The sequence below is a fragment of the Microbacterium horticulturae genome, from assembly GCF_029094505.1.
Classification (GTDB): domain Bacteria; phylum Actinomycetota; class Actinomycetes; order Actinomycetales; family Microbacteriaceae; genus Microbacterium; species Microbacterium horticulturae.
The window spans coordinates 3,076,489-3,095,730 of record NZ_CP119108.1 but is presented as its reverse complement, the minus strand read 5'-3'; the positions used below and the strand labels follow the sequence as shown (position 1 = coordinate 3,095,730).

18 protein-coding genes are annotated in these 19,242 nt (G+C 68.5%); 9 read left to right on the top strand and 9 right to left on the bottom strand.

Annotated elements, in window-relative coordinates; translation table 11 throughout:
- Nucleotides 1-2: 2 nt before the first annotated feature.
- Complete coding sequence (locus tag PU630_RS14660; RefSeq protein ID WP_275277796.1) at nucleotides 3-1,553, bottom strand: ABC transporter substrate-binding protein; 1,551 nt, start codon at nucleotides 1,551-1,553, stop codon at nucleotides 3-5.
- Nucleotides 1,554-1,772: 219 nt separating this feature from the next.
- Between PU630_RS14660 and PU630_RS14655 the strand changes: the two genes are divergently transcribed.
- Entirely contained in the window at nucleotides 1,773-2,732 is a 960-nt protein-coding gene (locus PU630_RS14655) for a LysR family transcriptional regulator (protein WP_275277795.1), read from the top strand.
- Nucleotides 2,733-2,798: 66 nt separating this feature from the next.
- Here PU630_RS14655 and PU630_RS14650 read toward each other — a convergent pair whose 3' ends face one another.
- Nucleotides 2,799-4,211, bottom strand: coding sequence for an aminomethyl transferase family protein (locus tag PU630_RS14650; RefSeq protein WP_275277794.1), 1,413 nt, complete (start codon nucleotides 4,209-4,211; stop codon nucleotides 2,799-2,801).
- A 135-nt stretch (nucleotides 4,212-4,346) separates the two neighbouring features.
- On the opposite strand from PU630_RS14650, the gene PU630_RS14645 reads away from it, so the two are divergent.
- Nucleotides 4,347-4,988, top strand: a complete 642-nt coding sequence (locus PU630_RS14645) for a TetR/AcrR family transcriptional regulator (protein WP_275277793.1) — start codon at nucleotides 4,347-4,349, stop codon at nucleotides 4,986-4,988.
- Nucleotides 4,989-5,037: 49 nt separating this feature from the next.
- Here the strand turns inward: PU630_RS14645 and PU630_RS14640 are convergent, their stop codons facing one another.
- The 4 genes from PU630_RS14640 to PU630_RS14625 form a co-directional block, all read right to left on the bottom strand.
- Nucleotides 5,038-6,159 carry an FAD-dependent monooxygenase gene (locus PU630_RS14640; protein WP_275277792.1) on the bottom strand — a complete coding sequence of 374 codons (1,122 nt, stop codon included), beginning with the start codon at nucleotides 6,157-6,159 and terminating at the stop codon, nucleotides 5,038-5,040.
- Nucleotides 6,160-6,222: 63 nt separating this feature from the next.
- Nucleotides 6,223-7,137, bottom strand: coding sequence for an NADP-dependent oxidoreductase (locus tag PU630_RS14635; RefSeq protein ID WP_275277791.1), 915 nt, complete (start codon nucleotides 7,135-7,137; stop codon nucleotides 6,223-6,225).
- Between the two features lie 28 nt (nucleotides 7,138-7,165).
- Nucleotides 7,166-7,681: an RpiB/LacA/LacB family sugar-phosphate isomerase gene (locus tag PU630_RS14630; RefSeq protein WP_275277790.1), complete on the bottom strand. Its 516-nt coding sequence runs from the start codon at nucleotides 7,679-7,681 to the stop codon at nucleotides 7,166-7,168.
- Between the two features lie 42 nt (nucleotides 7,682-7,723).
- Complete coding sequence (locus PU630_RS14625; RefSeq protein ID WP_275277789.1) at nucleotides 7,724-8,659, bottom strand: VOC family protein; 936 nt, start codon at nucleotides 8,657-8,659, stop codon at nucleotides 7,724-7,726.
- A gap of 112 nt (nucleotides 8,660-8,771) precedes the next feature.
- On the opposite strand from PU630_RS14625, the gene PU630_RS14620 reads away from it, so the two are divergent.
- The 7 genes from PU630_RS14620 to PU630_RS14590 all read left to right on the top strand — a co-directional run bounded on the left by PU630_RS14620 (nucleotide 8,772) and on the right by PU630_RS14590 (nucleotide 14,944).
- On the top strand, nucleotides 8,772-9,686 hold the full coding sequence (locus tag PU630_RS14620; RefSeq protein ID WP_275277788.1) for a LysR family transcriptional regulator: 915 nt from the start codon (nucleotides 8,772-8,774) through the stop codon (nucleotides 9,684-9,686).
- A 104-nt stretch (nucleotides 9,687-9,790) separates the two neighbouring features.
- A complete protein-coding gene (locus PU630_RS14615; protein ID WP_275277787.1) occupies nucleotides 9,791-10,918 on the top strand; it encodes an FAD-dependent oxidoreductase in 1,128 nt (375 codons plus the stop codon).
- Nucleotides 10,915-11,568: a cupin domain-containing protein gene (locus PU630_RS14610; protein ID WP_275277786.1), complete on the top strand. Its 654-nt coding sequence runs from the start codon at nucleotides 10,915-10,917 to the stop codon at nucleotides 11,566-11,568. Before PU630_RS14615 ends, PU630_RS14610 begins: the two co-directional genes overlap by 4 nt.
- Nucleotides 11,569-11,570: 2 nt before the next feature.
- Nucleotides 11,571-11,987, top strand: coding sequence for a VOC family protein (locus tag PU630_RS14605; protein ID WP_275277785.1), 417 nt, complete (start codon nucleotides 11,571-11,573; stop codon nucleotides 11,985-11,987).
- On the top strand, nucleotides 11,984-12,763 hold the full coding sequence (locus PU630_RS14600; RefSeq protein WP_275277784.1) for an SDR family NAD(P)-dependent oxidoreductase: 780 nt from the start codon (nucleotides 11,984-11,986) through the stop codon (nucleotides 12,761-12,763). The genes PU630_RS14605 and PU630_RS14600 overlap by 4 nt, the downstream gene beginning before the upstream one ends.
- Nucleotides 12,764-12,795: 32 nt before the next feature.
- Nucleotides 12,796-13,974, top strand: coding sequence for an alpha/beta hydrolase family protein (locus tag PU630_RS14595; protein WP_275277783.1), 1,179 nt, complete (start codon nucleotides 12,796-12,798; stop codon nucleotides 13,972-13,974).
- Nucleotide 13,975: 1 nt separating this feature from the next.
- Nucleotides 13,976-14,944 (top strand): fumarylacetoacetate hydrolase family protein, encoded by a 969-nt coding sequence (locus PU630_RS14590; RefSeq protein ID WP_275277782.1) that lies wholly within the window; start codon nucleotides 13,976-13,978, stop codon nucleotides 14,942-14,944.
- 136 nt (nucleotides 14,945-15,080) lie between these two features.
- On the opposite strand, the gene PU630_RS14585 is transcribed toward PU630_RS14590, so the two are convergent.
- The 3 genes from PU630_RS14585 to ligM form a co-directional block, all read right to left on the bottom strand.
- Nucleotides 15,081-16,790, bottom strand: coding sequence for a long-chain-fatty-acid--CoA ligase (locus tag PU630_RS14585; RefSeq protein WP_275280114.1), 1,710 nt, complete (start codon nucleotides 16,788-16,790; stop codon nucleotides 15,081-15,083).
- A gap of 187 nt (nucleotides 16,791-16,977) precedes the next feature.
- On the bottom strand, nucleotides 16,978-17,583 hold the full coding sequence (locus PU630_RS14580; RefSeq protein WP_275277781.1) for a PadR family transcriptional regulator: 606 nt from the start codon (nucleotides 17,581-17,583) through the stop codon (nucleotides 16,978-16,980).
- Nucleotides 17,584-17,831: 248 nt separating this feature from the next.
- The gene (gene ligM / locus PU630_RS14575) at nucleotides 17,832-19,235 is read right to left on the bottom strand and encodes a vanillate/3-O-methylgallate O-demethylase (protein WP_275277780.1); all 1,404 of its coding nucleotides are present in this window, start codon (nucleotides 19,233-19,235) and stop codon (nucleotides 17,832-17,834) included.
- Nucleotides 19,236-19,242: the final 7 nt, after the last annotated feature.

The window sequence follows — 19,242 nt, the reverse complement described above, 5'->3', positions numbered from 1 at the left end:
CGTCAGCGCGCCGCCGTCACCTTTGTCAGGTCGAAGACCCCCGCCTTTGCGTTGTAGGCGCGGGAGAGATCGACGGTGCTCCGAGAGATCCAGATGTCGGGCGCATTGCTGATCGGGATGGTCAGGGCCTGGTCGTTCAGGTAGCGGATGATCGCGGCCCAGTCCGCCTGTGAATTGCTGTGCAGGGCGGTGTCGAGCAGGGCCTGAAGCTCGGGGTGCTCCTGCTTCATCGGGTTCAGGCCCGAATCGGGAAGGAAGAAGTCCGAGAGGAATTGGTAGACGCTGCGCTGCGCATTGGGGAGCGCCATGCCCGCGACGGTTCCCGAGTAGACGAGGCCGATCACCGCTCCGACATCCGTTGCGGTCTTGATGTCCAGGGTGATCCCGACCTTCTCGAGGTAGCCCGACATGGCCTGCAGCAAGGTCTCTCCCACATCGCCGGCGGTGATGGCGACGGGGATGACGATGTCGGAGTAGCCGGCTTCGTCAAGCAATTGGCGTGCGCGGTCGGGATCGTAGGGATAGGTCGACTCGAGGCCCTTGTCGAAGCCGAGCCAGGTGCTGTTCGCCGCCTGCACTCTCGCCTGCGCATCGGGACCGTAGACGGCGGCGGTGATGGCCTTGCGGTCAACGGCGTACATGATGGCCTGCCGCACCCGCTGGTCGGCGAGCGCGGGCACGACTTTGCCCTGGGTGTCGAGCAGCTCGAGCCCGTTCCATGCCGGCCCCGCGACGGTGATCGAGAGATCGGGGTTCGCCGCGACCGTGTCCGCCCAGGAGGCGGACACGGTCGAGAACGTCATGTCGGCCTGTGCGCCCATGATCGCTTGGGTCTGTGCGGCCTCGGTCGCGAGGACGGGGAAGTCGATGCTTTTGAAGTGGATGGCTGATTGGTCGTAGAAGTCGGGGTTCGCCTTCAGCGTGTACGTCACTCCGGTCTTCACGTCGCCGTAGACGTACGGGCCGATGCCATGGGATTCGGTCTCGAGCGAGTCCGGATGGTCGACCCCTGTCGGGCTGATGACAGTGCCGCCGTAGTCGACGTCCGTGAGAAGGAATTCGAGGTCGGGGTTCGGAGTCTTCGAGATGAAGCGCACGCTCATGTCGTCGACCTTCTCGACGGACACATCGCTGTAGAGGGCGCTCGTCGGCCCTTTTGCAGACTGGAAGTATGTGAACGATTTGACGACGGCGTCGGCATTCAGCGCATCCCCGTCCGAGAACGTGAGCCCGGTCTTCAGATCGATCTTCAGCGAGGTGAAGGTGTCGCCCTCCCACGCGAAGGATTCGGCGAGGACGCCGACGTACCCGCCGTCGTCGTCGACGCCGAGGAGGGACTGGTAGGCCAGACGGGGGAGCACGTTCATCTTGTCGACGAGTGCCGGGTTGAGGCTCTCCGGCTGGCGCACCGCGATCGTGAGAACGTCACCCCGGCTGCCGGTGGCCTCGGGCGAGGTGGCGCCCTCGGTCGAGCAAGCCGTGACGGTGCCGGCGAACAGCACCGTGGCAACCGCCAGGGCTGCGCCTCGGGCCAACGCGGAGAGCTTTACCATGGGTGACTCCTTCGTCAATGGTTCGGTGTCCCGGCCGCGAACGAGCAGTGTCGGACGCGAGCGACGACGGGTTTGCATCACCAGGCCGCATCGGGAGGCGCGGCGATTGATCCGAGGCTAATCGCGGTCGCAACGGCCCCGGGGAGTCATCTCGTGATGGGTTCTATCATCGGAAGCGCCTGGGCCGCGACGGTAGAGTCATGGCGGAGAGGTGAATCCATGTCCGCATCGACGATGCTCCCCGCGTCTCGGGACGTGAACATGCTCTTCGCCCTGCGTGCGCTGCTCGAAGAGCTCAATGTGACCCGGGCGGCGGAGCGGATGGGTGTGGGCCAGCCGGCCATGAGCGGCATCCTTTCCCGACTGAGGACCCACTACGGCGACGAATTGCTGGTCCGCTTCGGTCGCGACTACGAACCCACGCCGTTGGCTCGCGCGCTGCTGCCGCACGTGCAGGAGGCGACAGCCTCGATCGAACGGCTGCTGGGGGCGTCCCCGCGTGTGTTCGACCCTGCGCAGAGCGCGCGATCGTTCACGATCTTCACAGCGGGGTACGGCGCACATCTGCTCCACACGGTGCTGTCTCCCGTGGTCCAGAGAGCCCCGGCGATCCGCGTGGACGTGATCAATGGACAGACGGTTCCGACCGAGCCGCAGCGGCTCTGGCTCGACCACGATCTCGTGCTCGCATCGACCGTGGGTTTGCCCGAGTGTCGTTCGGCCTTGATCTTCCAGGACCGGTTCGTCTGCGTCGTCGGGCGTGAGCACCCGCTCTCCCGCCGAGGCGCGATGGAGTGGCCTGACTTCATAGAGGCCGAGTTCGTGCTCGGCGAGTGCGGAGCCGACATCGACGGCAGGCTTCGCCAGGCGCTGCTGCGCCGCGGGCATGAGATCCATCCGCGGGTCGAGGTCGAGAGCCCCGCGACGGCTCTGCATCTTGTCGCGGACACCGATCTGGTCGCCATCGCGCCCGAACGCCTCGCGCAGGACGGACCGTGGACCGACCGCATCACTGTTCTCGAACCGCCCTTCGGCGAGGTCCCCATCGCGCACTACCTCTCCTGGCACGCGATCAGGGACGCCGACCCCGGACTGCAATGGATGATCGCGCAGCTGCGCGAGCGTGCCGGGGCAGGCGAGCCGGACCCCAACGCACAGGACGGCTCTTCCGGGCTCTGATGCGGTAGCCCCTCCCGGTGGTCATGCCTGTTCTCTGCCGCGTCGGCGAGCGCCGCCCCACGGCGATCACCCGGCGCGATACTCCTCCCGGGCCACGCGGGCGAACGGCGCCGGGCTGACCGTCGCGCGGATCTCGAAGATGTCGGTGGCCGGCGTCACATTCGCTCCGTAGCCGCCGCCGGCCTCGCCCCATCCGATGACTACCTCGTCGCCGATCTGCACGCTGTCGTCGACGAGCGCCAGCGACAGGATCGACCGCTCATTTGCGGTGTACGCCGTGTAGGCGGAGTTCCCGACCGAGCGTCCGTCGAGGGTGAGGGTGTCGTAGTGCTTGTCGAGCTTGTCGCACATCGCCGGAAGGTGGAGGAAGCGGACATTGCGGCCGTCCGGAGTGAGCATCTCGGAGAAGAGGGATGCCGCGTCTTGCGGGTTCCACTGCAGCGTGACCTTGCGCAGCGCGGGCTCCTCCTGTCGCCGTCGCAGCGCATCGCGACCGATGAACTCATGTTCGAAGCGGATGAGCTTGCCATAGTCGAGGTCGAACGGTGTGCGGTGGTAGTCCTCGATGCGCGGGCACTCCTGGCTTCCCGCCAACCGGATCATCCCCTCGCCCTCGCCTGCCGGCAGCCACTCGCGGTAGCCGCGGAGCGCCGGTGCGGTGTAGATGGCGGGGAGAACCGCCTGGTACCACCCCGATTCAATGGCGCCGATGAGGTAGGCCATACCACCGACCACCTGAAGCCCGAACTCACGGCCGGCCTCGATGATGGCATCCCGAATCTGCTCCCGGTGCTCGTAGGGCCCCCAGACCTCCAGGCCGGCCGCCCCGGCCATGCCGTGGCGCAGCGCTCGGCAACGGTGTCCGCCGATTGTGATCTCGGTCATGTGGAAGAACTTCACGTCGCCGAGCGGACCGCCGTTGAGCTTTTCGATGAGGGCACCGGCGAGAGGCCCCTGAATCTGGTAGCGGCAGTCGGGTCGCGTGTTGGCGAAGCCGTTCGGATACACCGGCGCCTTCGCGTCGAATTCGGCGTGCACGTCGTAACCGCCCGTTTGCGCGTGGTACATCAGCCAGTTCTGCACGAAACCGGAGCCGTAGGTGGAGAAGCGTTCGTCGTCGAGGTGAAAGACGATGCTGTCGCCGATGAGGTCGCCGTCGTCGTTGACACAGACGATCTGGCGTGCGACGCCGGGCCGAGAGCTTGCGAAGTCGTTGATCGCGAGGTCGGACAGCAGGCGGCGGGCATCCGGCCCTTCCAAGAACAGTCCCGACATGTGATGCGTCTGGTCGAACAACGCCACGCTCTCACGCCAGGAGCGGGTCTCCCGTTCCCACAGTGAGAACTCCTGCGGCAGCACGGGAACGATCTGCTGAGGCCGGTACTCCGGCTTCGCATCGGGCCGGTCGAACTTGTGCGCACGCAACAGGTTCAGCGGCCCGCCGGCCTCCTGCAGCAACGACTCAAGGCTCTGGCTCATGACTGTCTCCTTCGACGTGGAACGGCGGGGGATGCCGTGGCCTGAGCCTATGAAACAGAATCCAGAGTCTGAACCCTGTTCCGGTGATGTGAGGTATCGGGTGTGACCAGGCGGACGCCCTGCGAAACTGAGACCATGCAGGAGTCCTCGGGCGTGCGGCCGCCTCGTCAGGCACGGTCGCAACGCACTCTCGAGCGGGTGCTCGACGCGGGTGCTGCCGTCTTCGCCGCCGGGGGTTACGACGGGCTCACGATCGCGGAGGTCTGCCGGCGGGCGTCGAGCTCCACGGGTGCCGTGTACACGCGTTTCGAGAACAAGGACGCTCTCGTGCGCGCCATCCACGACCACGTCATGACCGAAATGGTCGAGGCCGTCACCGCGATGTACTCACCGGGCCCGGCGTGGGACGCGCTGGCCACACCGGCGCTCATCGAGCGAGCCGTGCGCCTGCTGGCCGATCACATCAGAACACGCGCTGAGATCGTGCGCGCGATAGTGCTGCGTGCGGCCGTTGACCCCGTCATGCGCGCGTCGGGGGCCCGAGCGATCCGCCGGATGGCCGATGCGTTCACGACGCGTCTGCTCGATCGCGCAGTCGACTACCCGCACGCCGACCCCGACAGCGCCGTGCGGAGCGTGTTCGGCATGGTGTTCGAAGCGATCTCGTGGGATATCGCCTTCGGCGGTGAATTTCGCGAAGCAGGCGCCCTCGGCCCGCCACCGGACGAACGGATGCCGGCGGTCGCGCGCATGGTGCTGTTGACGCCGTCGGAGTGACGCCCGGCCGACGACGGCGCGACGGCCGCGATCGGTCCGGGCGCTGAGGTCAGGGCAGCTGTGTGAGTGTGATCATCGACTCGCCCATGAGGCGGCCCTGCAGACGCGGGTCTGGCGGCGGGTGCTGCTCCCACTCGGAGATCTGGCGGGAGTTCTCGACGACGAGCCGGCAACGCTCGAACCGACGTGCCATGAAGGCGGCCAGGGCCTGCGCAAGCGTGTCGGCAGCGGAGAGGATCTCGGCCAGGACGACGCCGTCCTCGACGGCGAGCCCCAGGCCGTAGGCCAGGTGCGGAGTGGTGGCGTGGGCGGCGTCGCCGATCAGCAGCACGCGCCCGCGATACCACGGGTGGGGGAGGAGCATGCTCGTGAGCGCACGGAAGTCGGCGCAGGGGAGGAGGCGGTCGGCGACCCCGGTCGCCGGCCCGGTGTATTCGGCCAGCGCGGCGCGCAGACCGGCATCCACGTCTCCGATCTGGTCCCGCGTGGGCACCGTCTCGAACGCCTTGAGCAGGTAGACGTACATCCGCGTGTCGCTCAGTGGCAGCATGCCGAGCTTGCCGTGCGGGCCGTGGAGCATCATGAGCTCGGGCACATCGCCGCGCTCGGCTTCGGCACGCCAGATGCACTGGCCGCTGTAGAGCGGACGTGGTGCATCGTCGCCGAAGACGAGGTCGCGGATCATGGAGTGGATGCCGTCGGCGCCGATGACGAGGTCATGGTCGGCATGCGTCCCGTCGGAAAGCGTCGCATGCACCGTTGCACCGGCATCCTCCAGCGCCGTCGCTGTGGTGCCGTACTGGACGGTCGCCCCGGCGTCGAGCGCCGTCCTCTCGAGGATGCGCGACAGCGTCTGTCGGTACAGCTCGACAGAGGCCGGGTAGCCCGGCACCAGAGACTCAGGTTCCAGCGGCGGCATGATCGGCGTGCCGTCCGCGGTGAGCATGTTGACACGGCCGGTCGTGTGGCCGTGGGCGACGACCTCGTCGATCACCCCGAGAGTCGCCAGCGCGCGCAACGGCGAGTTCTGGATGTTCACCGCCACGCCACGCGTGGTCAGCTCCGGCTCGATCTCCACGACGTGTACGCGGGTGCCCGACCGAGCCAGCGCGGTGGCCGCGACGAGACCGGCCGGCCCGCCGCCGACGATGAGGGCGGAATCGAGTCTCACCGTCATTCCTTTCCGCCTGTCGCCCTCCCACCTGCGTGAGATGGCGACACTGCCGCGTCGCCGTCAGGGCGTGACGACGACTTTTCCCGGGTCGTGCGACTCGTCCAGTGCCGTGTAGGCGGCGACCACGTCGTCGAGGGGGAAGGAGGCCGCGATCGGCAGCGCGAGCCGACCCGCCGCGACGTCGTCGGCGAGCTTCGCGAGGTTCTCCGCGGTGCGCGCCTCGCGTTCGGCTTCGAGGGTGCCCAGCTCTTCGGCGACGCCGTACGCGGCGATCGCCACCATGCGCTTCACGGGGACACCCAGTGCCACGCCGGCGTCGAGGGCTTCGCGGCCGTGCGCGTCGACGACAGCGGTCACCTGTCCGAGCGCCGCCACGCGGTCGGCGAGACCTTCTCCGTACGCGACAGGTTCCACACCGAGCGAGCGCAGCAACTCATGGTTCCGTTCGTTCGCGGTGCCGATCACCCGCGCACCCGCTGCGATGGCCAGCTGCGAGACGATCAGGCCCACAGCACCGGTCGCGCCGCCGACGAGCACCGTGTCGTCGGCGGAGACAGGGACGGTGACAAGGCACGAGACGGCGGTCAGCCCGGCCACCCAGAGACTGCCGGCGACCTCGATGCTCACGCCGTCGGGTCGACGCGTCACCTCGGCGGCCGCCGCGACCACCTGCTCGGCGACCGCGCCGGCGGCACGGCCCATCACCTCGTCGCCGACGGCGACATCAGTGCCGTCCGCGTATGAGGCGCCCGTCCCGACGGCGGTCACGGTGCCGGCGACATCGCTGCCCGTGCGCCGGGGAAAGGGCGCGTCCAGCGGAACGAATCCGCTGCGCATCTTGCTGTCGAACGGATTCAGGCCGGCGGCGCGCACGCGAAGCACGACCTCTCCGGGCCCGGGTTCGGCCTCGGGCACCTCGCCGATGTAGAGAACATCGGGTCCTCCGGTGTGGTCGTACAGTGCGGCACGGGGCATGTGAAACCTCCAGGTCTCTGGCGAAAGGTCAGTAGGTGCGCAGAATCTGCTCGGGCTCGAGCTGCACGGCCCATCCCTCGATGGTGCCGGCGTTCTCATACTCCTCGATCTGCAGGATCTGCCGGCCGCGCTCGACGGTCTGGTCCATGCCGCTCGAGACGAACGCGTAGATGTTCAGCCACGCCGACTCCTCGAACGCCACACCGTCGATCACGAGCACGTTGGCATCGACGACCGCGCGGGCCGTGGCCGCTGCACGCGGCGATGTCGTCGTGACGGCGCGCGCGCCGTTCACCTTGTTCGCGGCGACGACCCCGGCGAGGGCCTCGTCGACGACGAGCACCGCGAACGCGTCGATACCGGCATCCTGGTCCTTCACGACCGCCTGCGCGACGGCGATGGCGTACACCGGGTAGTCGTCACCCGGATCGAGCTCATCAGCGCCGTGCCAGACGACCTCGAAGCGGCCGTCGGTCGCCCGCTGCTCGAGCGCCCGGCCCAGTTCGTACCCGCCGTGGTCGACGGCGAAGTGGATGCGTGTCATTGTCGGTCCTCTTTCAACGAATGGGTGGATGCCGCAGCCCGGTCACACCGGCGGTGCGACGAACAGGCCCTTGTCGATGTCGTTGAACGATTCGCGGGCGACGAGCTCGCTCATCTCCTGGGCCGTGCCCCACTGATCCTGCGTGGACAACTCGCTGATGTCGTGGCGGTGGGCCTCCCACAGGTCGTCGTCGACCAGCGCCAGCTCGGTCGTGTACTCGATGGTGTTGCCGGCCGGGTCGAGGAAGTACGCGAACGTGTTGTCGCCCGCGTTGTGCCGACCGGGACCCCAGATCATGCGGGCGCCCGAGCGGAGGATCTTGCCGGCACCGCGCATCCACTCCTCGATGCCGCGCATCTCGAACGAGAGGTGGTGCAGTGAGTGGTGCGGGCCCATCGCCACGGCGATCGAGTGGTGGTTCGGATTGCAGCGCAGGAAATGCATCATCTCGGCGCCGTCGGGGCGCACGAGCGAGTCCGAGATCGTGAAGTCGAGATGGTCGATGTACCACCGCGCGGTTTTGTTGAGGTCCTGCGAGTTGAAGACCATGTGCGAGAGCTTGGCCGGGATGGGCTCGCGCTCGCGGATCTTGCGGGCTTCCCGCGTCTGGTACCCGGTCGAGAACTCGAGCACGCGGCCGTCGCCGTCGAAGATGCGGAAGCCGTAGCCGCCGCTGAACCCGGTCAGCTCCTGCGGCTCGTGCACGAACTGCACGTCGTCGGCGTGCAGTTTGGCGGCGAGAGCGTCGACGTCCGCGCGATTGCGTACGCCGAATCCGGCCAGGTCGACGCGCTTCTCGTCGCGACGCAGGCGCAGGATGAACGGCTCGGTCGAGCCCTCGGCGGCGAGGTAGCTCAGGCCGTCTTCGCCGTGCACCTCGGTCAGGCCCCAGTGCCGGATGAAGAAGTCGCGCTCCTCGTCGAAGTTCGGCACCGCGAGTGCCGCGTAGCGCAGATGTGAGACCAGTCGCTGTGTCATCGTCGACCCTTCATCGGAGGGGCGCGGAGGGATGCCGCGGCCCGAGGCTTGTGTCTCGAGAGTAAGTCGACCGCGGCGCGGCTGCCATGCGCCCACGGGATACCATGCATCTGTGGTCGATGATGAACCCGATCTGAACCTGCTCGTCGCCTTGCGCGCCCTGCTGGAAGAGTCCAACGTGACGCGCGCGGGCGAGCGGATCGGCATCGGCCAATCGACGATGTCGTCGGCACTGTCACGCCTGCGGGCGGTGTTCCACGATGAACTGTTGGTACGCGTCGGGCGTGATTACGAGCTGACGCCCCTGGCGCGGCAGCTGCTGCCGCAGGTGCAGCTCACGCTTCCGCTGGTGGCCACCGCACTCGGGCAGACGGAGCCGTTCGACGCGGCCACCGCGAAGCGACGCTTCAGAATGGAGATGACCGACTACGCCGCGATCGAGCTGCGGCCGCTGCTGGGACTGGCCTCCGCCGCGGCGCCCGGCATCAGCGTCGAACTCTCCAAGCTCGACGTGATCCCCGCCGAGGCGAACCGTGATCTGCTGGTGCACGACTTCGTCGTGGCCCCGCCGGCGATCGGCCTCGACCTCGACAGCGTCGAACTGTTCCGCGACGAGTATGTCGTCGTCGCCGACCGCGGCAACCCGGTCGTAGCGTCGGGCGAGATCTCAGCGGAGGATTTCGCTGCCAGCCCCTACGTGCGGTGCGAGTTCGGGCACGCGCACATCATTCCCGTCGAGCGGCGCATGCGTGAGCTCGATCTGTGGCCGGCTGTGCGCGTGACGACCTCCACGCTGCTGTCGATCCCGCTCGTCGTGCGCGGCACCCGGCTCATCGGCATCGTGCCGCGGCGATTGGCTGAGCAGAACGCGGCGGTCACCGGCACTGTCATCGTGCCCACTCCGTTCGCGCCCGTGGAGCTGATTGAACGGCTGTGGTGGCATCCCGCCCGCGCCCATGATCCCGCCCACACGTGGTTCCGCGCCCTTGTCGCGCGTGCCCGCGCCGATGGACTGTTCGCTGCGTGACCTCCCGATAGCAGTCATCGCGCACGACGATTGGTTTCGGCCGCCGTTCCCTCATACGTTCGAGCGGTGAGGCGTGATGACGCGCCGTGAGAGGAAGGGCGAGGATGTCGGTTCGGAATGTGCTCATCGTGGGCGGGGGATTCACCGGCTTGACCGCGGCCATCGCGCTGGCACAGCGCGACGTGCGGGTCACTCTCGTCGACAAGGCGCAGGCATGGGCCCGTGTCGGCCACGGCTTGACGATTCAGGGCAACGCGCTGCGTGTGTTCGCGCAGATCGGCGTCATCGACGAGGTGCTCGCCGTGGGGCAGCCCGAAGAGGGGCTGAAGCTGGCATTGGCCAACGGTCACGTGCTGGCCGAGATGCACACGCCCCGCACCGGCGGCGACGATCTGCCCCCCACCATCGGTGCGCTGCGACCGGATCTGCACGAGATCCTCGTCGCAAAGGCAGAAGATCTGGGTGTGGAGATTCGGCTGGGCGTCGAGCTGGCATCGTTCGAGTCTCATGACGACTCGGCCACCTCGGTGCTCACCGACGGCACGACTGCATCGTGGGACCTCATCGTCATCGCCGACGGCATCAAGTCGCAGAACCGCGCAAAGCTCGGCATCACCGAAGACCGGGCGCCCAGCGGTCTGGGGATCTGGCGGGCGGTCACGACCCGGCGCCCCGACATGAGCGGGGGAATAGCGTTCCCCACCGAGAACGACGGGCGAGCGTACAAGGTCGGTTACACACCGGTGAGCCCCACCCACTGCTACGTCTTCGTGCTCTGCCATCCCGATCGCCCCGACAACGGGCTTGAGGATTGGCAAGAGGTCAGGCGCCTCATGGAGAACTACCACGGGGAATTCGACGAGCTGCGCGAGTCGATCGGGCCCGACACGTTCTTGAACCATCAAGAGATCGAATGGATCTTCGTCGAGGGGCCCTGGCACTCAGGCCGCGTCGTCGCGCTCGGCGAGGCCGTGCACGCGGTTCCGCCGTTGATCGCCCAGGGCGCCGCGCTGTGCGTGGAGGATGCCCTGCTGTTCGCCGAGTACGTGACGGGCGAGGGTGATCTTCAGCAGCAGCTCAGCGACTTCCATGACCGACGCATCCCGCGCATCAAGGGTGTCGTGGACGCCTCCCTGCTCCTGGCGAAGTGGGAGCAGAACCCCGGCTCGCGCGACGCCGAACCCGAGCGGGTCATGAACGACGCGCTGGTCGCGCTGGTGCCCGCGCCATGACGGCACCACGGACCGGGGGGCGTGAAGACGGGATGCCGCAGGGCAACATCCCTCGCCGGGTGGTCACCGGCCACGATGCGAACGGGCTGTCGATCGTCGTCTCGGACGGCGTCGTGCCCGTCCACCGGGTCATGCCTGAAGACGGCGTCGGATTCTACGAGGTGTGGCAGACCAGTGGTGCGCCCGCCCCGATCTCTGCGGATGAGCCCGACCCCACGGTCGACGCGATCCGTGTGCCCCCACCGGTGGAGGGCACCAAGGTCCGGATCAACGAGTTCTTCCCCGGACACCTCGGTCCGGAGGGGCGTCAATCTCCGGTGCACCGCACGGAGTCCGTCGATTACGGGATCGTGCTCGAAGGAGAGATCGTGCTCATCCTCGACGAGAGCGAGACGACGCTGCGCACCGGCGACATCTGCATCCAGCGGGGCACAGACCATGCGTGGGCGAACCGGACCGATGAGGTGTGCCGGATGGCGTTCATCCTCATCGACGGCCGCTTCGACGAGGGCTTGCTCAGCACCCTGCCCGCCGACGTGCGCGACGAGTTGATGACGCAGGGACCGCACGATGTTCGGGCCGGCACAGGGGCGAAGCCGGCGTCGGACGCACCCGCTGGCGTCACCGTGTCCGCCGACCAGGGGGACTGACCATGCACGTCGACCACATCGGCTTGTCGGTGGGCGATCTCGACGCCCAGCGGGACTGGTATCAGCGCGCCTTCGGGTTCGGCACCGCGGGCGCGTTCGACGTGCCCGGCGCGGGACTGCGCGGGGTGTTCCTGCTCGGCCCCGACGGCATCTCCATCGAACTTCTTGAGCGCCGCGGGTCCACGCACCGGGCCCCGGCATCCACCCCTCCCGATGAGTTGCTCGCGCAGGGCTGGGGGCATCTCTGCCTGCGCGTCGCCGACATCGACGAGACGTTCGCGGGCCTGGTGGCTGCGGGCGCGCGGGTGGTGGCCGAACCGGGACCGTCACCCGAGCCCGGTGTGCGGTTCGCCTACCTGACGGACCCCGAAGGCAACTTCATCGAACTCCTCGATCGGAAAGGGCCGGTGACCGCATGAGCGAGTACCAGCTGCCGGGCATCGCCGGCAACCTCTTCGTCGTCACCGGAGCGGCCGGCGGCCAGGGCGCCCAAGAAGCGCTCCTGCTGGCGGCGCAGGGGGCCGATGTCGTGGCCGCCGACATCCGCGACGAAGCGCCCGAGCTTCTCGACGAGGCCGCACCGCTGCCCGGCACGGTGACCTACCGCACGCTCGACGTCACCGACGAGGCGGGGTGGCAGGCGCTCGCCGACGCGCTCGACGGGCGCCGGGTGAAGGGTCTCGTCAACAACGCCGGGGTGACCCAGCGCACGCGGATCGGAGCCGTCGTGCGCGAGGACTGGGATCGCGTGCTCGCCATCAACGTCACGGGCCCCATGCTCGGCATCCAGGCCCTCCTTCCGCTCATGGGTGAGGGGTCCGCGATCGTGAACGTCGGCTCGGCCGCCGGCATGACCGGCCACTACACGGCCGCGTACACCGCCAGCAAGTGGGCGATCCGCGGGCTGTCGCACTCGTGCGCGACCGAGCTCGGGCCGCGTGGCATCCGAGTCAACCTCGTGCACCCGGGTTACATCCACACCGACATGACCGCGAGCGCCCCAGCGGCGTTCCTCGCGGCCAACGAGGCCGTCTCTCCGCTCCACCGCGGCGGACAGCCCCAGGAGGTCGCGAACGTCGTGGCGTTCCTGCTGTCAGAAGCCGCGTCCTACGTGACCGGAGTCGACGTGCCCGTCGACGGCGGGCAGTTCACGTCGGGCGTGGCCACCTACCTTTCCGATGCCGTGCGCGCGTAGCTGCGGCATCCACCCCTCCCGAAGGAGTCCCCATGTACATGTACTTCCCGACCAACTATGTGTGGAGCATGTCGGTCGTTGCCACGCTGAACAACGGCGGGCTCATCGACGATGTCGACAAGGCCTCGCGGCCCGTGCTCGAGGCGTCGCAGCAGGGCGACGACGTCGGCACGGAGCTGCTGTACGGCTCGTGGCAGGCCGTCGCCGACCGGCTGCTCGCGTCGGCGCAGGAAGACGAGGCCCGCGGCTGGCGCAAGGGCGCCGCCGAGAAGTACTACCGCGCAGCGCTGTACACCTCGCAGGCCGAGCGGCTGCAGTCGCCCAAGTGGGAAGGCCGCAAGGCCGCCTACCAGAAGTCCATCGACCTGCTGCTCAAGCACGTCGAGCTGGGCGACGTGCCGCTGAGCACCGTCGACATCCCCTACACGGGCGACGATGCGCCTGAGGGCGCCGCGCTGCCGGGCTACTTCTACCGGGCGCCCGGCGAAGCGCCGCACCCGCTCATCGTGATCTGGAACGGCCTGGACTCGACCAAGGAGATGATGTACACCTCGGGCTTCCCTCAGGAACTGGCCGCCCGCGGCATCTCGACGCTCATGATGGACCCGCCCGGGTCGGGCGAGGCGCTGCGCATGCGCGATCTGCGCGCCCGCTACGACACCGAGGTGTGGGCCGCGTCGACGCTCGACTGGATCGAGGCGCACGCGGACGAGCTGGGGGTGGATGCCGCTCGCGTGGGTCTCGTCGGGTGGTCGCTGGGCGGATACTACGTGCCGCGCGCGACGGCGTTCGAGAAGCGCATCGCTCTGGCCGTGGCGTGGGGCGCGAACTACGACTGGGCTGCGGTGCAAGAAGCCCGCCGGAACCGCGAGGGTGAGAACCCCGTGCCGCACTACTGGGACCACGTGCACTGGGTGTTCGGCGCGAGCGACATGGACGACTTCATCGAGAAGACGAAGAACATGCGGCTCGAAGGCGTCGTCGAGAACATCACGGTGCCGTTCCTCGTCACGCACGGCGAGGGCGACCGGCAGATTCCGGTCGCGTACGCGCACAAGGAGTACGAGGCGGCTGTGAACTCGCCCAAGCGCGAGCTGCGCATCTTCACCCAGGAAGAGGGCGGCGCCGAGCACATCGGCCTCGACAACATGCCGTACGTGTCGCAGTGGACCGCCGACTGGGTGGCCGAGACCTTCGCCGAGCTGGCCTGACATGCGCATCGCGCGGTGGGAGACCCCGGTCGCTGAGCCGTCCGACGGCTTCATCATCGACGACCGCGTGGTGCCCTTCCCCGATGGGCTGACCGTCGCCGACGTGCTGGCGCAGGGTCTGGATGCCGCGCACGGCATATACGACCGGGTGAAGGATGCCGCGGGCACCCCGCTTTCGGACGTGCGGCTGCTCGCGCCCGTTCAGCCGGCCTCGATCCGCGACTTCGTGGCGTTCGAAGAGCACGTCGAGGGCGTGAGCGCCTCGGTGGACGGCAAGAGCGAGGTCGTGCCGGAGTGGTACAAGGCGCCCACCTTCTACTTCACCAATCCGCACACCGTGCTCGGCCCCGGCGAGCCTGTCTCGCCGCCGGTCACACAGCGGCTGGACTTCGAGCTCGAGATCGCCGTGGTCGTGGGAGCTGCCGCCGGTGTCGGCGAAGCGAACCTGACGGCGGCGGAGGCGGCATCCACTCTCTTCGGGTACACGATCATGAACGACTGGTCGGCCCGCGACCTGCAGTCCCGCGAGATGAAGGTGCGGCTCGGGCCGGCGAAGGGCAAGGACTTCGGGCTCAGCCTGGGCCCGTGGATCGTCACGGCCGACGAGCTCGAACCGTACCTGGATGCCGACGGGTTTCTTGCGGTGCGGGCCGAGGCGTGGGTAGGCGACCGGCTCGTGGGCGAAGACCTCGTCTCGAACATGGGGTGGCCGCTGCCCGAGCTGATCGCGTACGCATCGCGCAATTCGCGGGTCGTGCCCGGCGACGTGCTCGGCTCGGGGACCGTCGGCAACGGCGGGTGCCTCGGCGAGTTGTGGGGGCGGGGGTCTGAGCTGCCGGCGCTGCAGACCGGCGATGTCGTGCGGCTGGTCGTGGAAGGGATCGGCGAGCTGGTGGGTGCGGTCGGGCCGCAGGTCGCGGCGCCCGAGCTGCCGCCGGCGCGCGAGCGCAGCCGCGCGCGGCGGCGCTGAGGCTCCTCCTCGCGGACCCGGCCCCGCGGAGTGGGCGCAGATCTGCGTCCAGGCGTCCCTCGTACGGGATCGCGGCCACTCGAGCCGCGGCGCGCCGCTGCGTCGCGGTCAGAGACCTGGCCGCGGCATCCCGCCCCTACTCCTCGTCGGCCGCGCGCGTTGCCTTGCGGTCGGCGATGAGCGTGTCGCGCACCCGGCGGCGCAGCACCTTGCCGATCAGGGACTTCGGCAGCTCCTCCCACACCAGGTACGAGGTCGGACGCTTGTACTCGGCGAGGCTCTCGCGCGCGGCGGCGCGCGCGGCATCCTCATCGAACGCGGCACCGGGATCGAGCACGACGACCGCCGTGACGACCTCGGCTCCGCCACCGCGCGGCACGCCCACGACCGCCGACTCGGCCACGCCCGGCACGCCGTTCACGACCCGCTCGACCTCGCTCGGCGACACGTTGAAGCCGCCCGTGATGATGAGCTCCTTCTTGCGGTCGACGACGGTGACGAAACCGTCCTCGTCTTGCACGACGAGGTCACCGGTGCGCAGCCAGCGTCCGTCGACCATGGCGGCGGCTGACTCGTCGGGGCGGTTCCAATAGCCGCCGAAGACCTGGGGTCCGGCGATCAGCAGCTCGCCGACCTCGCCCTGCGCAACCTCGCGGGTGGGCTGCTCGGGGTCGACGACGCGGATGTCGGTGGAGGGGAACGGGATGCCGATGGCACCGATCTTGCGGACGTCGCTGAAGGGGTTCGCCAGCGCCACGGGGCTGGTCTCGGTCATCCCATAGCCCTCGTTGAGCATGGAGCCGGCGAGGTCTTCCCAGCGCCCCACGATCGCGGGGGTCAGCGTCATGGCGCCGGAGATCGAGTACACGACCTGGCTGAGGTCGAGCTTTCCGTCGCGGGCGACGCGGGCGAGCCGGTCGAACATCGGCGGGACTGCCGGGATGAACGTCGGCGGGAAGCGCCGGGCCGCCTGCGCCACCAGATCGGGGTCGAAGGTGGGGAAGAGTACGGCCCGCGAGCCGGTCTCGACCGAGTAGATCACCGACAGCAGCAGCCCGAACGAATGGAACATCGGCAGCAGGCCGTAGATGCTTCCGCTGCCGCGTTCGAACTGCGGCATCCACGCTGCTCCTTGGCGGGCGTTCGACCAGAGGTTGCCGTGCGTGATGATCGCGCCCTTGGGCGTGCCGGTCGTACCCGAGGTGTACTGCAGGCACGCGGTGTCGCTAACCTGCGGACGGGGATGGGATGCCGCAAGCGGGGCGCTGCGCTCGAGCCGGGCGAACGGCACCGTGCCGGGGGCGGGCGCGGTCAGTGTTGCACGCGATGCGCGGGCTTTGGCGATGGGCAGCCGCAGTGCCAGGCGGGTGCTGAACGCCATCGCGCGCGTGACATCGACCGAGACGACCGTGCGGATGCCCAGCTCGGCCGGCAGGGCCTGGATTGTGGGGGCGACCTTGTCCCAGGCGATGACGGTCTGGGCGCCGTGGTCGCGGAACTGCACCTCGAGCTCGTCGGGCGTGTACAGCGGATTGTGCTCGACGACGATGCCGCCCACGCGCAGCACGGCGTAGAACGCTATGACGTGCTGCGGGGCGTTGGGCATGACCAGTGCGACCCGGTCGCCGGGCTTGACGCCCAGCTCGCGCAGGCCGTTCGCTGTGCGCGCGACCCGGTCGGCGAGCTGCCGGTAGGTCACCGTGGCGCCGAAGAAGCTGATCGCATCGCGGTCGGCGAACTCGGCGACGCGCTCATCGAGCAGGTCGCACAGCGAGCCGGTCGCCGTCTCGATGTCGACGGGGGTTCCGGGGGCGTAGAAGCGGTTCCAGGTGCGCGCCTCGTTCATCTGCACCGGTCAAGCCTACGCGTCGGGTGCGGGGGCCCCCTCCCGCCCTCCCCTCGGCGGATTCATATGAATTTGTCCTGTGCACATGAAACCGACGGCCTGTTTGATGTGCGTTCGACAGATTCATATGAATTTGTCGAACGGGCGGGGGCGATGGCGGCGCACCGTGCCCGGCCGGCCGCCCCGCTCAGATGCCGGCCGCGGCATCCACCCGCGACGCGAGGCGGTCGACGAGCTTCAGCCCGCGGCGGGCCCAATCGATCTCGCCGCGGGCGCGCTCGGCGAGCCCCTCGTACGCGAAGCGCTTGTACTCGATGGTCGCCTCGCGCTCGCCGTCCGGGGTCACCTCGAGCCTGCGGTTGAGCATCGCGCTGTCCATCCGCTCGATGTGGTCGAGCTCACCCTGGAAAGCCTCGAGTTCGCTCTCCCAATAGGCGATGTGCCCGTGCAGAAAGTCGCGCGCCGCCTCGGGCGTCGTGTTCTCAAGATACGCGGCGCGCAGATGCGCGGGGTCGCGCACCCGCTGGTAGTCCAGCGGCGTGGCCATCCACTCCCGGTACGCGCGGTCGCCGGCCTCGGTCACGTGGTAGACCCGGCGCATGCCGCGCTCGCCGCGCCGCTGCTCCTCGCCCTCGATGAGCCCCTCGTTCTGCATCTTGCGCAGTTCGGGGTAGATCTGCGAATCCGGCGCGTGCCAGACGTGGCCGACCGACTGCGAGAACTGCTTCTGCAGGTCATAGCCCGAAAGAGGTCCGACCCGCAGGATCGCCAAGAGCGCGTAGCGCAGACTCATACCACTCCTTCCGCATCGAGGTTAGCGGTGTGCTCGCGAAGGCACCCGACCGTTACGCACCGCGTCGCCCGCGTCGCCCGGCACCAGCCTCGCCCCGCCCTTGACCCGTGAGAGTGCAGCTGGTCGCCGAGAGATAGGGAACCAACCGCTTCCTCGTCCACCAGCTGCACTCTCACCGATTCGGCTCGCTCGGGGTGAGGAGCAGCGAGGGAGAGTGGATGCCGCGGGCCGCGGCATCCACCTCCCGCTCAGTCCTGGTCGTAACCGGTGCGCCAGCCGCCGTGGTAGCTCTGGCGCGCGACCGTGGAGTACGGCACGGGGCTGACCACGGCGCGCATCGCGACCTGCTCGTGCGGCTCGACGGTGGCCTTGCTCGTGTTCGGGTCCTCGCCCCACAGCACCGTGACCTCGGCGCCCTCGGGCACGTCGGGGTTCACCGTCGCCAGCGAGAGCGCGCGGCGCTCGTTCGCGCTGTAGCCGGTGAACATCGAGTAGCCGACGACGGTGCCGGCGGCATCCGTCACGGCGTCGTAGTTCGCCGAGCCGTAGTTCGCCAGCGGCAGATCGAAGAACTTGTAGCTGGGGCCCTCGACGTCGAACAGCGACGCGTAGAGCTTCGTCATGTCTTCGGCGTTCCAGGCCAGCGTCACCTTGCGGCGCTGGGTGGCCGGGTCGATCTTCTCGAGCGCGTCGCGGCCGATGAAGTCGTGGTCGAACTTCACGAACGAGCCGTAGCCGAGCTCCCACGGTGTCAGGTAGTAGTCCTCGATATCGTCGGAGACGAACGAGCCGGCGAGGGTGCCGGTGGCCTCGTAGCTGTCGACGCCGAGCCATTCGCGGTAGCCGCGCTCGGCCTCGCCGGTGTAGATCGCCGGCAGCGGCGAGGGGATCCAGCCCGACTCGAGCGTGTTCGACGGGTACGCGCGCGACCCGACCGGCATCAGCCCGAACTCGGCCCCCGCCTCGAGGATCGCCGCGGCGATAGCGTCGTGGTCTTCATACGGGCCCCAGACCTCGAGACCGGGTGCGCCGGCCATGCCATGGCGCAGCGTGCGCACCGTCTTGCCGGCGATCTGCATGGTCGACATGCTGAAGAACCGCAGCTGCTCAAGCGGTCCGCCGTTGAGCTTCTCGATGACCTGCCACGCGGCCGGCCCCTGGATCTGGAAGCGGTAGTACTGCCGCGATACCGCGTGTCCGTAGGGTCGCGACGGTGAACGGCGGTCGACGGTGACGTCGAGGTTCGCATAGTCGCCGGTCTCGGCGTGGTACATCAGCCAGTTCGAGGCGGGGGCGCGGCCCACGTAGACGAACTCGTCCTCAGCCTGGTGGAAAAGGATGCCGTCGCCGATCACATACCCCTGCGAGGTCGTGGGCACGTATTGCTTCGCGCGGTCGACGGGGAAGGTCGACACCGAGTTGATCGCGGTGTCGCTGATCAGCCGGATGGCGTCCGACCCGCGCAGGAACACGTTGTCCATGTGGTGGGTCTGGTCATAGAGCACGGCGGTGTCACGCCACGCCTTCTGCTCCTTGATCCAGTTGGTGAAGTCCGCGGGCACCACCGGGTAGATGTATGACCCGATCTGCGAGTTTCGCAGCAGCTCGACGGGATTCGTCTCGTCGATCAGCTGTTGCAGGTTGTCAGCCATGGGAACC

Coding starts and splice junctions, on each gene's coding strand:
- PU630_RS14660 (WP_275277796.1), bottom strand. CDS start 1,553: ATGGTAAAGCTCTCCGCGTTGGCCCGAGGCGCAGCCCTGGCGGTTGCC.
- PU630_RS14655 (WP_275277795.1), top strand. CDS start 1,773: ATGTCCGCATCGACGATGCTCCCCGCGTCTCGGGACGTGAACATGCTC.
- PU630_RS14650 (WP_275277794.1), bottom strand. CDS start 4,211: ATGAGCCAGAGCCTTGAGTCGTTGCTGCAGGAGGCCGGCGGGCCGCTG.
- PU630_RS14645 (WP_275277793.1), top strand. CDS start 4,347: ATGCAGGAGTCCTCGGGCGTGCGGCCGCCTCGTCAGGCACGGTCGCAA.
- PU630_RS14635 (WP_275277791.1), bottom strand. CDS start 7,137: ATGCCCCGTGCCGCACTGTACGACCACACCGGAGGACCCGATGTTCTC.
- PU630_RS14630 (WP_275277790.1), bottom strand. CDS start 7,681: ATGACACGCATCCACTTCGCCGTCGACCACGGCGGGTACGAACTGGGC.
- PU630_RS14625 (WP_275277789.1), bottom strand. CDS start 8,659: ATGACACAGCGACTGGTCTCACATCTGCGCTACGCGGCACTCGCGGTG.
- PU630_RS14615 (WP_275277787.1), top strand. CDS start 9,791: ATGTCGGTTCGGAATGTGCTCATCGTGGGCGGGGGATTCACCGGCTTG.
- PU630_RS14610 (WP_275277786.1), top strand. CDS start 10,915: ATGACGGCACCACGGACCGGGGGGCGTGAAGACGGGATGCCGCAGGGC.
- PU630_RS14605 (WP_275277785.1), top strand. CDS start 11,571: ATGCACGTCGACCACATCGGCTTGTCGGTGGGCGATCTCGACGCCCAG.
- PU630_RS14600 (WP_275277784.1), top strand. CDS start 11,984: ATGAGCGAGTACCAGCTGCCGGGCATCGCCGGCAACCTCTTCGTCGTC.
- PU630_RS14595 (WP_275277783.1), top strand. CDS start 12,796: ATGTACATGTACTTCCCGACCAACTATGTGTGGAGCATGTCGGTCGTT.
- PU630_RS14590 (WP_275277782.1), top strand. CDS start 13,976: ATGCGCATCGCGCGGTGGGAGACCCCGGTCGCTGAGCCGTCCGACGGC.
- PU630_RS14585 (WP_275280114.1), bottom strand. CDS start 16,790: ATGAACGAGGCGCGCACCTGGAACCGCTTCTACGCCCCCGGAACCCCC.
- PU630_RS14580 (WP_275277781.1), bottom strand. CDS start 17,583: ATGAGTCTGCGCTACGCGCTCTTGGCGATCCTGCGGGTCGGACCTCTT.
- ligM (WP_275277780.1), bottom strand. CDS start 19,235: ATGGCTGACAACCTGCAACAGCTGATCGACGAGACGAATCCCGTCGAG.